14 protein-coding genes are annotated in these 15,084 nt (G+C 50.3%); 6 read left to right on the top strand and 8 right to left on the bottom strand.

Features of this window, described 5'->3' with window-relative positions; genetic code table 11:
• Window positions 1-888 (top strand): 4-hydroxy-tetrahydrodipicolinate synthase, encoded by an 888-nt coding sequence (gene dapA / locus CIK99_RS10850; RefSeq protein ID WP_094381527.1) that lies wholly within the window; start codon window positions 1-3, stop codon window positions 886-888.
• A gap of 119 nt (window positions 889-1,007) precedes the next feature.
• Here the strand turns inward: dapA and CIK99_RS10845 are convergent, their stop codons facing one another.
• Window positions 1,008-3,140 (bottom strand): Tex family protein, encoded by a 2,133-nt coding sequence (locus CIK99_RS10845; protein WP_094381526.1) that lies wholly within the window; start codon window positions 3,138-3,140, stop codon window positions 1,008-1,010.
• A gap of 150 nt (window positions 3,141-3,290) precedes the next feature.
• On the opposite strand from CIK99_RS10845, the gene CIK99_RS10840 reads away from it, so the two are divergent.
• Together CIK99_RS10840 and CIK99_RS10835 are read left to right on the top strand one after the other, a co-directional pair.
• Entirely contained in the window at window positions 3,291-4,199 is a 909-nt protein-coding gene (locus CIK99_RS10840; protein WP_094381525.1) for a glycosyltransferase family 2 protein, read from the top strand.
• A 28-nt stretch (window positions 4,200-4,227) separates the two neighbouring features.
• Window positions 4,228-5,472 (top strand): D-alanyl-D-alanine carboxypeptidase/D-alanyl-D-alanine-endopeptidase, encoded by a 1,245-nt coding sequence (locus tag CIK99_RS10835; RefSeq protein WP_094381524.1) that lies wholly within the window; start codon window positions 4,228-4,230, stop codon window positions 5,470-5,472.
• A gap of 112 nt (window positions 5,473-5,584) precedes the next feature.
• On the opposite strand, the gene rpmA is transcribed toward CIK99_RS10835, so the two are convergent.
• From rpmA to CIK99_RS10820, 3 genes are all read right to left on the bottom strand, one after another.
• Entirely contained in the window at window positions 5,585-5,848 is a 264-nt protein-coding gene (rpmA, locus tag CIK99_RS10830) for a 50S ribosomal protein L27 (protein WP_094381523.1), read from the bottom strand.
• 19 nt (window positions 5,849-5,867) lie between these two features.
• Window positions 5,868-6,185: a 50S ribosomal protein L21 gene (gene rplU / locus CIK99_RS10825; RefSeq protein ID WP_094381522.1), complete on the bottom strand. Its 318-nt coding sequence runs from the start codon at window positions 6,183-6,185 to the stop codon at window positions 5,868-5,870.
• A gap of 263 nt (window positions 6,186-6,448) precedes the next feature.
• The gene (locus CIK99_RS10820) at window positions 6,449-7,786 is read right to left on the bottom strand and encodes an NADP-specific glutamate dehydrogenase (RefSeq protein ID WP_094381521.1); all 1,338 of its coding nucleotides are present in this window, start codon (window positions 7,784-7,786) and stop codon (window positions 6,449-6,451) included.
• 339 nt (window positions 7,787-8,125) lie between these two features.
• On the opposite strand from CIK99_RS10820, the gene CIK99_RS10815 reads away from it, so the two are divergent.
• Window positions 8,126-9,022: an RluA family pseudouridine synthase gene (locus tag CIK99_RS10815; RefSeq protein ID WP_094381520.1), complete on the top strand. Its 897-nt coding sequence runs from the start codon at window positions 8,126-8,128 to the stop codon at window positions 9,020-9,022.
• 15 nt (window positions 9,023-9,037) lie between these two features.
• Window positions 9,038-9,190 (top strand): hypothetical protein, encoded by a 153-nt coding sequence (locus tag CIK99_RS15535; protein ID WP_173805355.1) that lies wholly within the window; start codon window positions 9,038-9,040, stop codon window positions 9,188-9,190.
• 5 nt (window positions 9,191-9,195) lie between these two features.
• Here CIK99_RS15535 and menA read toward each other — a convergent pair whose 3' ends face one another.
• Window positions 9,196-10,119 (bottom strand): 1,4-dihydroxy-2-naphthoate octaprenyltransferase, encoded by a 924-nt coding sequence (menA, locus tag CIK99_RS10810; protein WP_094381519.1) that lies wholly within the window; start codon window positions 10,117-10,119, stop codon window positions 9,196-9,198.
• Between the two features lie 123 nt (window positions 10,120-10,242).
• Here menA and CIK99_RS10805 point away from each other — a divergent pair, with 123 nt between their 5' ends.
• Complete coding sequence (locus CIK99_RS10805) at window positions 10,243-10,869, top strand: HD domain-containing protein (protein ID WP_094381518.1); 627 nt, start codon at window positions 10,243-10,245, stop codon at window positions 10,867-10,869.
• Window positions 10,870-11,870: 1,001 nt separating this feature from the next.
• Here CIK99_RS10805 and CIK99_RS14995 read toward each other — a convergent pair.
• The 3 genes from CIK99_RS14995 to CIK99_RS10785 form a co-directional block, all read right to left on the bottom strand.
• Window positions 11,871-12,935 (bottom strand): hypothetical protein, encoded by a 1,065-nt coding sequence (locus tag CIK99_RS14995; RefSeq protein WP_144007975.1) that lies wholly within the window; start codon window positions 12,933-12,935, stop codon window positions 11,871-11,873.
• Between the two features lie 530 nt (window positions 12,936-13,465).
• Window positions 13,466-13,588, bottom strand: coding sequence for a smalltalk protein (locus tag CIK99_RS15425; RefSeq protein ID WP_158215971.1), 123 nt, complete (start codon window positions 13,586-13,588; stop codon window positions 13,466-13,468).
• Between the two features lie 86 nt (window positions 13,589-13,674).
• The gene (locus tag CIK99_RS10785; protein ID WP_094381514.1) at window positions 13,675-14,202 is read right to left on the bottom strand and encodes a DNA-binding protein; all 528 of its coding nucleotides are present in this window, start codon (window positions 14,200-14,202) and stop codon (window positions 13,675-13,677) included.
• Window positions 14,203-15,084: the final 882 nt, after the last annotated feature.

Genomic DNA, 15,084 nt, shown 5'->3' with positions numbered 1-15,084 from the left:
ATGGTACATAATATATTCAAAGGATTGGGCATAGCCCTTATCACTCCTTTTTGCGAGGATGGTTCTGTTGACTATCCTACGCTTGCAAAACTTGTAGAATACCAATTGAAGAATGGTGCTGATTTCTTCTGTATTCTCGCCACCACAGGCGAGACTCCTTGTCTTAGTGCAGAAGAGAAGAAGCAGATAAAGGATACTATCGTATCTACGGTACATGGCCGTGTGCCCATACTCATGGGTTGTGGCGGAAACAATACTGCAGCCGTTGTCGATGAGCTGAAGAATGGCGATTTCAGCGGTATCGATGGTGTGCTGAGCGTCTGTCCTTATTACAACAAGCCTTCGCAGGAGGGTCTATACCAGCATTTCAAAGCCATTGCTGCTGCTACTAAGCTGCCCGTGGTGTTGTATAATGTGCCAGGTCGTACGGGTGTTAACCTCACTGCAGCCACTACGGTGCGTCTGGCCAAGGACTGCAAGAACATCGTTGCCATCAAGGAGGCGAGTGGCAATCTCGAACAGGTGGACGAGATCATCAAGAACAAGCCTGCGTCGTTTGACGTCATCAGTGGCGACGATGCCCTGACGTTCCCTATGATTTCGTGTGGTGCCGTAGGTGTGATCAGTGTCATTGGCAATGCCTTGCCACGTGAGTTCTCTAAGATGATTCGTCTGGAGTTCAAGGGCGAGTACGATGGTGCAAGAAAGATTCACCACCGTTTCACCGACCTCTTCAGCCTGTTGTTTGTCGATGGCAATCCTGCTGGAGTGAAGTGTGTGTTGAGCGAGATGGGTATGATAAAGAATGTGCTCCGTCTTCCTCTCGTACCTACACGCATCACCACGATGCAGCGTATCAGCGAGCTATTGAAGGAGTTGAAGATATAAAGAGGGGGACGCTATAGAAGCAGGCCCGTGATTTTGGGGATTTAAAGAAGTAAGCCCGTGATTTGGAAGATGTTATGGAAGTTGACTTTCCCCCCAGACCGCGGGCTTTCTTCTCTTCCTTACATTCCCTTCATTGTCAGCGATATTCTTTTTCTTTTTTTGTCAATCTCCACCACCTTTACCATCACGTGTTGATGCAGTTTCACCACTTCGTTAGGGTCGCTCACGTATCTGTTGGCAAGTTGCGAGATATGTACGAGTCCGTCTTGGTGTACTCCGATATCTACAAAGGCGCCGAAGTTAGTGATGTTTGTCACTATTCCTGGCAGTTCCATTCCAATGTTGAGGTCGTCGATAGTGTTGATGCCAGCGGCAAACTCAAATTCCTCTATCTGGCTTCTTGGGTCTAAGCCCGGTTTCTCCAGTTCTTTCATTATGTCGGTCAGCGTAGGCATTCCCACGTTGTCGGTGACATATCTCTTCAGCTCAATCTTTGCCCTTAGGTCCTTGTCTTGCATCAGTTGCTTGACGGTGCAGCCGTTGTCGTGTGCCATCTGTTCTACTATCTTGTACGACTCAGGGTGTACGGCACTGTTGTCGAGAGGGTTGGCAGACTCAGGTATTCTTAGGAAGCCCGCACACTGCTCAAAGGCAGCCGGACCGAGACGCGGCACTTTCTTCAGTTGGTTGCGATTGGTGAACGCGCCGTTTTGCCGTCTGTATTCCACGATGTTTTTTGCCAGCGTAGGACCGAGTCCGCTGACGTATGTCAACAGGTGTTGGCTTGCCGTGTTGAGGTTCACACCCACCGAGTTCACGCAGCTCTCCACCGTGAGGTCGAGTGTCTTTTTCAGTTTCGACTGGTCCACGTCGTGCTGGTATTGTCCCACGCCGATGCTCTTCGGGTCTATCTTCACCAGTTCGGCCAGAGGGTCCATGAGTCGTCGGCCTATGCTCACTGCACCACGTACGGTGACGTCCTTGTCGGGAAATTCCTCGCGTGCTATCTTCGATGCCGAATAGACCGACGCGCCGTCTTCGCTCACCACAAACTGTCGTACCGTGTGGTTGAATTTCAGGGTCTTCATGAAGGCCGCTGTCTCTCTGCTCGCCGTACCGTTGCCAATGGCAATAGCTTCAATGCCATATAGTTCCACCATTCGCTCTACGGCCTCGGCCGCCTGTGCGGTCTTCGCCAGGGGCTGGTGGGGGTATATGGCCTCGTAGTGCAGCAGGTTGCCTTGAGCGTCGAGACACACCACCTTGCATCCTGTGCGGAATCCAGGGTCAACGCCCATCACGCGTCGTTGTCCTAAGGGTGCGGCCATGAGCAGCTGTCTGAGGTTTTCGGCAAACACATGTATCGCTTCCGTCTCAGCTTTTTCCTTGCTGCGCGCTGCAAACTCGTTCTCGATAGAGGGTTGTAGCAGTCGTTTGTATCCGTCGTCCACAGCCTCTTCCTGCAGTCGTGCACACTTGCCGTTGCCCCTCACGTAGTTTCTCCTCAGACGGTAGAGACAGTCGCCGTCGTCGGTGGTGATGCTTATGCGCAGTATGCCTTCCGCCTCTCCTCGACGCATGGCAAGCATACGGTGTGAAGCGCAGCGCTTCAGCGGTTCCGACCAGTCGAAATAGTCAGAGTATTTTGCCGCCTCCTCGCTGTCGGCCTTCGCCTTCACCACCTTCGACGTTATCACAGCCTCGCGCTCAAAAGCCCTTCTTACGGTCTGTCGCGAGCGTTCGTCCTCGCTCACCATCTCTGCAATGATATACTGTGCTCCCTTCAGTGCGTCGTCGGCGGTCTTCACGTCGCCTTTTACGTATCGTCTTGCCACGTCGTCGGGATTAGCCTCGCGTCCTATCATGATGATCGTGGCGAGAGGTTCGAGACCCTGTTCGCGCGCCACCTGGGCTTTGGTCCGTCGTTTGGGTTTGTATGGCAGGTAGATGTCCTCGAGGGTGTCGGCATCCTCACATTCGGCTATGCGTCGCTCCAGTTCTGGAGTCATCTTCCCCTGTTCGGTTATCGTCTTCACGATGGTCTCCTTGCGCTTCTCCAGCTCGGTGAGTTTGTCGTTCAAGTCGTTGATGGCGGCTATCTGCACCTCGTCGAGTGTTCCGGTGCGTTCCTTCCTGTATCGGGCTATAAACGGTATGGTGCATCCTTCTTTCAGCAGTTCGAGGGTGTTTTCCACGCTGCGTGACGACAGGTGCAGGTCGTCGGCAATTTTTCTTATTATTTTGTCGTTCATAATTTTTTGTTTGATGTAAGGTGACGGTGAGAAACGTCAAAATGAGTTGGAAAAGTTACGTTTTTTTGCTGACAATGGCAAAAAAAACCGCCGATATTTTTGCCAATACGAAAATTTATCATTACTTTTGCACTATACTAAGAGAATATTATGAAAAATCAGCTCTCAATACTCATCCCGATATACAACCAGTGTTGCGTGCCCCTGATAGAGGCGTTGGCCAAGCAGGCGACGGCATTAGACATCGATTTTGAGATTATTGTCGCCGACGATGGTTCGACCGACGAGCTGTCAGTGCGACAAAACAGGGCCATCAATGCGTTGCCTTCTTGCCGCTATTGGGAACGGCCCGTCAACGTGGGAAGGGCAGCCATACGCAACGCCTTGGCGCGTGAGAGCCGTTACGACTGGTTGCTGTTTATCGACGGCGATCTTGGTGTGGTGCGTTCCGACTTCGTGAGTAGTTATCTCGTCGCTGAGGGCACCGACGTGGTGGTGGGAGGTATCGTCATTGGCGATGCCACCGTCCAGCTCAGCCGTAATCTCCGTTTCCTTTATGAGAAGAATGCCGAGCGGCATCACACGGTGGACTGTCGCAGACTCCGTCCCTATGCCGATTTCCATACGGCCAACTTCATGATACGCCGTACTACGATGCTCGACGTGCTCTTCGACGAGTGTTTCTCGCGCTATGGTCATGAGGATGTGGCTTTCGGCATGCAGCTCTCCCGACGTGGCGTCTCCATATCGCATATCGACAATCCCATCGGCTTCCTGTCGTTTGAGCCAAATGCGCTGTTTGTTGACAAGACCGATCAGGCCATACAGAACCTCGTTCTGCATCGCGACGTGCTTCTCGAAGTGTCGCGTCTGTTGGCCTTGGCCGAACGGCTGCACAAGTCTCGTCTCGACCTCCCGCTGAAGTTGCTGTACAAGCCATTCCGCAAAGCCATCAGGCGACAGCTGTGTGGCGAGAACCCTGTCTTGGCTTTGTTCAACATATATAAAATTGGGGAGATGGTGATTCAGTTGACGGGTGGATTTTCGGCGGATTCCTAAAAATATAACGTTTTAAAAAAAAACATTGATGAAAAAGACATATATATCACTCATATTTACCGCGTTGACGCTCTTCCCCTCGTGTTCGGGGAAAAAGGCTGAGACGACAGACGCAAACACGAAAGCACAAAACAACCTCCCCGTCGATACGGCATTGCAGACGCGACTGTGCGATTTCTCTCAGCGACAGCGACCCGAAGGGCAGTTTGCATTCCACGTTTATGACATCACTGCCGACAAACCCGTTTACGGATATAACGACACGTTGGCACTGCCTTCAGCCTCGTGCATGAAACTGCTGAGCGGTATTGCCGGACTCAGTCTCATGGGAAGCCAGTATCAGTATCAGACGAAGATCATGTATAAGGGAAGGGTAGGGTCCGACGGCATCCTGCAGGGCGACATCGGCTTCAAGGGAAGTCTCGACCCGCAACTCCTTGCGCCCGACCTCAACGCGTTTTCAGTGGCTTTGAAGGAGAAAGGCATAAGACGTCTCGGCGGACGGCTGCTTGTAGATCTGACGATAGAAGAACCCGTGACGGGCGAGGAACACTGGTTTCCGTGGGACCTCACGTTTTCGAAGTACGGACTCTTCTATAAGGGAAGCGACAGGGTGGTGAAGGCTCTGAAGGCCTCGCTGCGCGGACAGGGCATCGCCGTGGCCGACAGTCAGGTGGTGATGGCTGAGGTGCCAGCAGGGTTCACCGTCGTGCATACCATAAGCCGTCATATCGACGACGTGGTGAAGCGTATGTGGAAAAACAGTTCCAACACCCAAGCCACCTCTATGCTTTATACCATAGGACGGAGGGTGAACCCCGATGGCGACCCCGTGGCGTCAGGAGTGGATTATCTCAGGCGTTTCCTTGCCGAGCAGCTCAATCAGACGGCGCCAAGCCTTGTCGTTCACGACGGTTGCGGACTCTGCACCTACAACCGCCTGTCGCCAGCTGCCCTTACGGCGGTGCTGCGCTATGGCTATTCTGACCCCAACATCCGCACGTCGCTGCTGCGCAACCTTGCCGTGGCGGGTGTCGATGGCACTCTTGCACGTGAGATGAGTGGTCAGAAGACGCGGGGAAAGATATTTGCAAAGACGGGCACTCTCTCGCACCCCTATGGCATTAGCACCCTTGCCGGACTGTGTATGGGAGCCGACGGCCATACCCTCGCTTTTGCCATCATGGACAGCGAGATGTCGGTGCTCGACGCGAGGGTGTTGCAGCGTCGCCTGTGTGAGGCTTTGGTAAAAGATGCTGAAAGGCATCTCTGACAAACATTCCGGAAAGGCATCTCTGATAGAATGCAGAAATCCCACAGCTCTGACTGAGAACTGTGGGATTCTGTTGTTTGTTTGGAATAAAGTCTTTTTTGTTTAAATATTGTTAGGCTTCTGCATTAGGGATGACAGAAACGATGCTCTTGTTGAAGCGTCCCCTCTTGAAATTCACTGTTCCGTCGATCAATGCATAGAGAGTATCGTCCTTGCCGATGCCTACTCCGTTGCCAGGGTTGTGCTTTGTACCACGCTGACGTACGATGATGTTACCAGCGATAACAGACTGGCCACCCCAGATCTTAACGCCTAATCTTTGTGAAGCTGATTCACGGCCGTTCTTAGAACTACCCACACCTTTTTTATGTGCCATTTCTTTAGTCCTCCTGAATTTAAGCGATTACTTGTTTAACTTCGATTTGTGTGAACTGAGCGCGATGACCATTCTTCTTGCGATAGTCCTTGCGACGCTTCATCTTGAAAACGATGACCTTGTCACCCTTTACAAGTGGGTTCACTACCTCACATACTACTTTTGCACCTTCTACGGTAGGTGCGCCAACCTGCACTGCGCCGTCTTTATCTACGAGCAGCACCTTCTCAAACTCAACAGCCTGACCTTCCTGAGCGTCCTTCATGTGATGGACGAAGAGCTTTGCGCCTTCTGTAGCCTTGAACTGTTGACCGTTAATTTCTACAATTGCGTACATTTTTTGTTTTTAAACGGGTTTCCTCTGCGAGGCGGACATACTTCGTGCAGTCTCTTTACTAAGCCCCAACAGACTAAATCGGCTGCAAAGGTACAAAAAAATCGGCAAACACGCCTTCTTGTCCTTACCCTTTATGTGTAATATTATATATTATTAACACAAGTGTCGGCCCTTGTGGCAATATCATGGCTCATCCACACAAAAAAAAGGGCAGACCCGAAAGTCCGCCCCCTTGACACTTAAAATATCGCTATGGTGAAAAATTAAACTATTCCCTGTGCCATCATAGCCTTTGCCACCTTCATGAAGCCTGCCACGTTGGCACCCTTCACGTAGTTGATATAGCCGTCGGCCTGTGTACCATACTTCACGCAGTTCTCGTGAATGTCTTTCATGATGAGTTTCAGACGGTTGTCCACCTCCTCTGATGTCCAGCTCAGACGCTCAGAGTTCTGGCTCATCTCAAGACCTGACACTGCAACACCACCAGCGTTAGAAGCCTTACCAGGAGCGTAGAGTATCTTTGCGTCCTGGAATGCCTTCACAGCCTCTGGGGTAGATGGCATGTTGGCACCCTCGGCCACAGCTATGACACCATTGTTGACCAGTGTCTGAGCCTGCTCGCCGTTGATCTCGTTCTGTGTAGCGCAAGGCAGTGCGATGTCAGCCTTCTCGCCCCAAGGACGCTCGCCAGCGTGATATACAGCGTTAGGATATTCCTCAACATACTCCTTGATACGTCCGCGCTCTACGTTCTTCAGCTCCATCACATAGTCGAGCTTTGCACGGTCGATGCCGTCTGGGTCGTAGATGTAACCGTCAGAGTCAGAGAGTGTGAGCACCTTGGCGCCGAGCTGGATACACTTCTCGGTAGCATACTGTGCCACGTTACCCGAACCAGAGATCAGCACGCTCTTGCCCTCAAGGCTGATGCCGCGTGTCTCGAGCATAGAGGTGAGGAAATATACCGTACCGTAGCCGGTAGCCTCAGGACGGATGAGCGAACCGCCAAACTCGCGGCCCTTACCTGTGAGCACACCGCTCCACTCGTGTGTGAGCTTCTTGTACATGCCGAACATGTAGCCTACCTCACGTCCGCCTACGCCGATGTCGCCTGCTGGCACGTCCTCGTCAGGACCGATATGACGATACAGCTCTGTCATGAAAGCCTGGCAGAAACGCATCACCTCAGCGTCGCTCTTGCCGCGTGGAGAGAAGTCTGAACCGCCCTTTGCTCCGCCCATAGGCAGTGTGGTGAGCGAGTTCTTGAAAGTCTGCTCGAATGCGAGGAACTTCAGGATACCGAGGTTCACCGACTTGTGGAAACGGATACCGCCTTTGTACGGGCCGATGACGTTGTTGTGCTGGATGCGATAACCCATGTTGGTGTGAACCTTGCCCTGGTCGTCGGTCCATGTCACACGGAACTCGATGACTCTATCTGGAATACAGAGACGCTCTACGAGGTTTGATTTCTCAAACTCAGGGTGCTTGTTGTATTCTTCCTCGATGGTTGGAAGTACTTGGCTCACTGCCTGGATGTACTCAGGCTCATTTGGGAATCTCTGTTTCAATTCCTCTACTACTTGTTGTGCATTCATATTGTTTTTGCTTTTATTGGTTGTTTATATTCTTCTTTTTTGTTGTTTTTTCTTAGCGGTTGCAAAGTTACAACAAAATCTTGAAAAAACAAACATTTTTCCATTTTTTTTTAGAAAAAACTATCTTTTTGCTACATTTTATCAATTTTATCTTACCCGTACCATATATTTTTTGCAATAATATGCGTTTTTCGCGCTTTCGTTCATGTCAGTGTTTCCCTCCCTCCATCCACGAAATATCACCCCCAAACAGAAATATCTCCCGTTTTTATTCGCCGATTCGTTTTTTTTGATGTACCTTTGCAGGCGAAAAATGATTTTCATATATATAAATAATGTATGGGATACAGATACGGATATAACAAGATTGGCGAATACAAGCATTACGACGTCAAGGAAGAGCAACCGCTGTTGGAGTTCCTGCTCGCCAACATGGGCGAGTCGAGGTCGAAGGTGAAAGCCACACTGCAGGGTAGGGGAATAAAGGTCAACGGGAAGTTTGTCACACAGTTCGACTTCCCGCTCAAACCCGGCATGAAGGTGGCGGTAAGCCAGTCGAAGCGCAACCAGTCGGCATTCAAGAGCCGATATGTGAAAATCGTCTATGAGGACCGATGGCTCGTCGTGGTGGAAAAGAACGTGGGAATACTCTCTATGGCAGCCGGCCACTCTTCGCTCAACGTGAAGAGCGTGCTCGACGACTATTTCCACAAGACGCGACAGAAGTGCCGCGCACATGTGGTACACCGCCTCGACCGCGACACCAGCGGACTGATGGTATATGCCAAAGACATGGAGACGGAGCAGATCTTCGAGCACAACTGGCACGACATTGTCTATGACAGACGCTACGTGGCCGTGGTGAGCGGAGAGATGGAGGACGACGAGGGCACCATAGCCAACTGGCTGAAAGACAACAAGGCCTACGTCACCTATTCGTCGCCCGTGGATAATGGCGGCAAATATGCCGTCACCCACTTCCACGTGCTCGACCGCACCACCGACCATTCGCTGGTGGAATACAAACTCGAGACGGGACGCAAAAACCAGATACGCGTCCACTCGGCCGACATGGGGCACCCCGTATGTGGCGACGTGAAGTATGGCGATGGCAACGACCCTCTCCACCGTCTCTGTCTGCACGCTTACCTGTTGTGTTTCACCCATCCCGTCACTCACGAGCGCATGGAGTTTGAGACTCCCGTCCCGACTCCTTTCCGACAATTGTTTAGATAATCACAACCTTCAGATATGGAGAATTTTGTATATTACGTTTTTATCCTCCTGCTCGTCGTAGTGGGATTCTTTGTGGTGAAGAAGGTGGCAGGATGCATCATACGTACCGTGGTGACGCTGGCCGTCCTCGGTGCCTTAGCAGCCATCTACTACTTCTATCTTAGATAAAGTCATTATATCATCAGCCCCACACTCACAGTGAGGCCGTAGATGAAGATGTTGCGGGCGGTCTCGCCGAGACAGAGGTTGAGGGCCTTGCCGCGGTTGATATGTTTTATCTTGAGGTAGGTGAACGTGTGCAGCACCACGTATATCGTGGGCAGGACGAAGGCAAGCGGATGGCCTTCAGCCCAGAACAGCAGCCCCATGGCGTATGCCGTCCATCCTGTGGCGAGATAGAGCCTGAGGGCCGTGGTCGCGCCAAGCCTCACCACGATGGTGCGCTTGCCGGCGTCGCTGTCGGTGTCGCGGTCGCGGAAGTTGTTCACCAGCAGCAGGGCGTCGATCACCGTGCCACAAGCCACCGAGGCGACGACGACGGTCCACGTCAGCGTGTGAAACTGGATATAGTAGGTCGTGCATACGGGCACTATGCCGAAGAACACCAGCACGAGGACATCGCCGAGACCCATATACGAAAGACTCGTCGTGTAGAGAAAACAGAACACCACGCAGACGATGCCTATCAGTATCATCTCCAGGCCGCCGTAGAAGACTAAGGGCAGACCCACCAGACAGGCTATGCAGGTGGTGAGCGCGATGGCGTGTTTCATCCTGTCGATGCTCACCCATCCCTGGGCGCAAGCCCTTCGCGGACCGAGACGCGTCTCCGTGTCGTCGGTTCCCTTCACGTAGTCGAAGAAGTCGTTGATGAAGTTGGCGTCTATCTGCATTATCATGGCAAAGGCTGCACACAATATGGCGGCCGTCCAGTTGAACGAATATGCCTCGTACAGGCCGCTGTCGGCAATGGCTAACGCTATCCCTATCATCACCGGCACGGCAGCGCCCGAAAGCGTCTTCGGCCTTGCTGCAAGCCACCATGCCTTGGGCGAGTTTTGCCTTACGTCGATGTCTTTTCTCTTGCTTGTTTCCATATATAATTGCGGTGTTTTGTATTTTTTATCAGAAATGTTTTGCAAAAGTAGGAATAATTGTGTACATTTGCAAGCAAAACGTCATTTTTTTTATCGATAATTATCATATACACTATATTTGCTATGAACAACAAAACCGCTTCGCTCGATTTGGTAGAGTTCGTCGAGAAGAATATACTGCCTGAATATCAGCATTTTGACAAAGCCCATTCCACGGCACACGTGATGAGGGTGGTACGGCGGTCGCTCGAACTGGCACGAGTCACCGGCGCAGACATCGACATGGCCTATGTCATCGCCGCCTATCACGACATGGGCATGTCGGGACCCCGGGCGGTACACCACCTCACCAGTGGACGCATACTCGCCTCCGACGCACGTCTGAAACGGTGGTTCACCGCCGACCAGATCAAGATCATGCGCGAGGCCGTCGAGGACCACCGCGCGTCAGCCGCCCATGCCCCGCGCAGCATCTACGGCCGTATAGTGGCAGAGGCCGACCGCGACCTCGACCCCGACATCGTCTTCACACGTGCCATACAGTTCGGCCTCGACAATTATCCACAGCTCGACCGCGAAGGGCAGTGGAAGAGGTTTGTGCAGCACATGGAGGAGAAATACTCCGTCAACGGATACATAAAACTCTGGATCCCCCAGTCTGACAACGCGTCGAAGCTGAAGGCCGTGCGAGAGGTGATTGCCGACAAGGCTGAGCTGCGAAGGGTGTTTGATAGGATAATGGCTGGTTGACGTCTTCCCTTCCCCAAAAAAACTAATATTCTTCCCCCTTCCACCACAAAAAAGTGCCGCCGTCAAGACTCACGTCCTAACGGCGGCTATGTGTATTAATGAATGTTCTCTCAAATTCTCCTTGTTATTCACTTTGGAGAAGTTTGTGTCCTCCCTTCCGCGAAGGCTCAGCCTCACGGCTTTGCCTGCATCTTTGTTATCCACTCTTGAATAATCTTTTTTACCTCACTAATACCTGTGTTAAAACCTAAACTAACAATCTATTACCTAACTAAAAACCTAAAATCAAATAACCTAAAACTAACAATCTATTACCTAACCAAAAACATTGTCTATGAAACAAATTTATCTAAATAACTAAAAACCTATCTTTCTTTACTCCGACATTCTCATGTCTGCTGTCCTCCTCTCTTTCTCAGCACCTGCCTTTTTTCTTTCGTCAAGTGCTTTATTTCTTTTGACGATGCAAAGGTACAACATTTTTTGTAATCTGTCAATAGAAAAAGCAAACAAAATGATAGTTTTTGCCCTATTATTGACGCAAATCAACTTATTGTGTGCGAACACAGACTGTTTTTGCGCTTTTTTACATATTTTCACTGTGTGCGTACACATCTATTCCCCATACCGCGGAGCAATGCCGATAATACACCCCGACTGCCTCAGTCTTATTTATTACTATGAATATGTACGCGCGCGCCCGCAAGCCACCGTCAACATGTAAAACCCAAAAAGTTACCAGTTAACCGGTAACAAGTTAACCTTTTTGTAGTTTTTACGTTGACGAGTATTTTTTTAGTTGGCCTCAAATCCGCAACTACGCGCATGATATGATACAGAAGTGAAAAGCATCTGCATCGTTAGTAAAAAGGTGGCACAGCACATTGAATGTCACCATAAAGACATACAAATATCCCTTACCCCACAATGCGACTTGAGGCAATACGCATATTCTTCCCACAGGGTTTGTTGGTTGCGCCGGAGTATCTTGCCAGATAATATTATACCATACCTGAGATTTCCTCTACAGAAAGCCTTGTCATTTCCGCAATTTGTTCAACAGGTATTCCAGCCGTCTTCATAGCTTTCGCTGAAAGAAGCAAGGCAGAGCGTTGCTCTTCCAACTGTGCAGACTGCTCTTCCAACTGTGCAGACTGCTCTTCCAACTGTGCAGACTGCTCTTCCAACTGTGCAGACTGCTCTTCCAACTGTGCAGACTGCTCTTCCAACTGTGCAGACTGCTCTTCCAACTGTGCGGTCTGCTCTTCCAACTGTGCGGTCTGCTCAGCAATCCTTTGGTCACGCCTCATTATTGATGTATCACGTGTTTCAATGGCAGAGAAATATTCGTCCTCCACGTTCATATCCTGACGCAATTTTGCATCAGAGGCAGCGGCAAGAAGGCGATGCAGGATATGCTCCATCTCCGCATCCCCACGGTAGGTGTCTTCGTCTATATTTAACACTTGGCGGTTATTGCCGTCCTTGTTTGTCTGGTCGAACACGCTCAGAACCTCAACGAGTCGGTTGTTTACACGACCATGAAGAAGAGGTATCTGGACGATGATACTGTCATGCACAAGACTTTCAACGAATGGGTCGGGCATTCCTTTTGTAACCTCAACACCGTCATAGTCGTATGACTTGTGTCGGACATAAAGAACAGGTTCCTCTATTTCGCCTACACGATGCCCAAGAAGATATACGGTTATCATAGGTATGCCATAGCCGTTAGGGTTATCATCCTTCAAGATGTTGTCTGGGTTGGCGTATTGTGTACCGAGGTATTGTCGGAAACGCAATGTCTCCGTCTCAAGCCAAGTCTTCTGAAGCTCTATCAGTACAAGTTTAAGACTGCCATCATCCTGACGGACCTTGGCACCGAAGTCGATGCGGAACATCGAAATCTTGTCACGTGTGCCGTTGGTGTATTCATGTTTACGCATCTCTACCTCTACCACCTCTCTCTTAAGAAGGGCGGAAAGCACAGTCTTGGCCACGCGGTTGTCCTCCATGAGGTATTTGAAAACCGCGTCATAAATCGGATTTGCAATACTTATCATCATAGTCGAATATTCATTAGCTTGGTGCAAAGATAATAATTATAGTTGCAATAAAGAAACAAATGGCTAATATTTAATGTTTTTTATACGATAAGAGTCTATCTCTTACTTTATCCCACCTTAACAATTATCCCATCTTAATTTTCTGAATTCAGAGAGCCGTAAGCAGAAGAACTTGTGATTTTTTTAGTTGGCAAGTTGGCAAGTTGACGAGTTGATTGCGCCAACGTCCGCCGCTAATCTCCGATTGTTGCGGTATTACCACCGCTAATCTCCGCTGTAGGGTCTTACCTCGTGTAAGACCGCACCCCTATTTGACGCGGACATCACCCCCGATTTATCGCGGAATCCATATTAACATCCGGAATCAGAAAAAGGGAGCGACGACCTGGCGCCACTCCCTCTTAGTCTCCGTTGAACCGTTTCGATATCGTTCAACCGATTTTCGTCTCCGTTGAACCGTCTCGATATCGTTCAACCGTTCTCGTCTCCGTTGAACCGTTTCGATATCGTTCAACCGGTTCTCGTTATTGTCACACGTACTGATTTACTCCCAAACAACTCGTCACTCCGAGAGTTGTAGCAATAGCAGACAGCGCTGCCACAATAAGCTGCAATACCAGCTTCCAAGTGCTTGATTTAGATGTAGAACTCATGATGATTGATGATGATTACTGATTACTGATTAATGATTCCAGCGGGTTTTGTTAGGGCAAGGGCGCTTGCGCGCCCCGCCCTTAGCTTAGATCAGGCTGCCGCCGCCTTCATCGTTGCTGCCGCCGCCGCTGCCGCTGCCGCCGTTCTCCTCGCCGCCTTCGTCCGGAGTGTCCACGGTGCCGTCGTCGGTAGAGGTGACGCGACGCACTACCTCGCCGTTGCGGTCGTAGCAGGTGATGCTGACTGCGGTGGTCTGGAGCTCGCGCTTGATGTCGGTGCTCGGCACGAAGATCACACGACGCGAGGTGATGAGCGAACTTGCCACCTTGTTGACATCCTCCACCGAAGTGGCGTTGATGCCGAATCGCATCGAACCCAGTCCTGGTATCGCCACAGAGTGACCCTCAGTGGCCCATGCCCTGATGACGTCGCCGATGGCTTCCCATGCGGCATTGATGCTTCCCTTCGAGATGCCGCTGCGCATAGCTGCCTCCTGCACCACCTTTGCCTGAGTGAGCCGACTGTAGATCTCGGTCTGCATTACATAAGCCCACTTCTCAACTCCTTTTTGGAACGAAATGTTACGTTCCACTGCTTTTACTTTAATTGCCATAATGATAAAAAATGTTTTGTTTTGTTTGATAGGATTACTGTCTCCGAGCGCTCTTAGAGACACATGACTGACTTTCAATCACGATGCAAAGGTACAACATTTTTTCGGAAATTCCAAATTTTTTAAGGGAAAAATTCAGCTTGTTTGTTAATGTTTATTAAAAGTTAACTTGTTAACGGTTAACTGCATTTATTCTCCATATCCCCCCTCTCACGACCAAAATATTGCTCCCACGCGTGGAATTTTTTTTTACCTCACGTGGTAGCAAAACGCCATCCTGTCGCCACCCCTCCCTCCTATGGCCTTTGAGAGTGGAAGCAGTGTGTGGGGAGAAGAGTCGAATGTTAACAACCGTAAAAAAGTTAACTTGTTACCGGTTAACTGGTAACTTTTTAAGATGACGAGTTGATTGCGGTATTGTCCGCCGCTAATCTCCGATGATTGCGTTATTGCCGCCTCTAATCTCTGGTATTGTCCGCCGCTAATCTCCGCTGTAGGGTCTTACTTCATGTAAGACCGCACCCCGCTAATCTCCGATGGTTGCGGTATTACCGCCGCTAATCTCCGATGTAGGGTCTTACCTCGTGTAAGACCGCACCCCGATTTGTCGCGGATATGCACCCCGATTTTCGGCCGATTTTGGCGGGCGGTCTTACACGAGGTAAGACCCTACAACGGCGGGCGTTGTCGCGGATTGTCGCGGATATGCAACCCGATTTGTCGCGGCAAACCGGTTATCGTTGAACATCTCGTTTTCTTCCTTCTAATCTGCTTCCCCTCTCAAAGGCCTTTGAGGGTGACAAGTCAGAATTGAAGACATTGTCTCGAATTGACTGATTCAGATTCTGTCTTTCTTTCAATCTACTATTTATAGTAAGATAT

It is taken from the genome of Prevotella sp. P5-92 (assembly GCF_002251245.1).
Lineage (GTDB): Bacteria > Bacteroidota > Bacteroidia > Bacteroidales > Bacteroidaceae > Prevotella.
This window is presented reverse-complemented; position numbering and strand designations above follow the sequence as displayed.

Excerpts from the sequence above, each read along its gene's own strand:
- dapA (WP_094381527.1), top strand. The coding sequence starts at position 1 with ATGGTACATAATATATTCAAAGGATTGGGCATAGCCCTTATCACTCCT.
- CIK99_RS10845 (WP_094381526.1), bottom strand. The coding sequence starts at position 3,140 with ATGAACGACAAAATAATAAGAAAAATTGCCGACGACCTGCACCTGTCG.
- CIK99_RS10840 (WP_094381525.1), top strand. The coding sequence starts at position 3,291 with ATGAAAAATCAGCTCTCAATACTCATCCCGATATACAACCAGTGTTGC.
- CIK99_RS10835 (WP_094381524.1), top strand. The coding sequence starts at position 4,228 with ATGAAAAAGACATATATATCACTCATATTTACCGCGTTGACGCTCTTC.
- rpmA (WP_094381523.1), bottom strand. The coding sequence starts at position 5,848 with ATGGCACATAAAAAAGGTGTGGGTAGTTCTAAGAACGGCCGTGAATCA.
- rplU (WP_094381522.1), bottom strand. The coding sequence starts at position 6,185 with ATGTACGCAATTGTAGAAATTAACGGTCAACAGTTCAAGGCTACAGAA.
- CIK99_RS10820 (WP_094381521.1), bottom strand. The coding sequence starts at position 7,786 with ATGAATGCACAACAAGTAGTAGAGGAATTGAAACAGAGATTCCCAAAT.
- CIK99_RS10815 (WP_094381520.1), top strand. The coding sequence starts at position 8,126 with ATGGGATACAGATACGGATATAACAAGATTGGCGAATACAAGCATTAC.
- CIK99_RS15535 (WP_173805355.1), top strand. The coding sequence starts at position 9,038 with ATGGAGAATTTTGTATATTACGTTTTTATCCTCCTGCTCGTCGTAGTG.
- menA (WP_094381519.1), bottom strand. The coding sequence starts at position 10,119 with ATGGAAACAAGCAAGAGAAAAGACATCGACGTAAGGCAAAACTCGCCC.
- CIK99_RS10805 (WP_094381518.1), top strand. The coding sequence starts at position 10,243 with ATGAACAACAAAACCGCTTCGCTCGATTTGGTAGAGTTCGTCGAGAAG.
- CIK99_RS14995 (WP_144007975.1), bottom strand. The coding sequence starts at position 12,935 with ATGATGATAAGTATTGCAAATCCGATTTATGACGCGGTTTTCAAATAC.
- CIK99_RS15425 (WP_158215971.1), bottom strand. The coding sequence starts at position 13,588 with ATGAGTTCTACATCTAAATCAAGCACTTGGAAGCTGGTATTGCAGCTT.
- CIK99_RS10785 (WP_094381514.1), bottom strand. The coding sequence starts at position 14,202 with ATGGCAATTAAAGTAAAAGCAGTGGAACGTAACATTTCGTTCCAAAAA.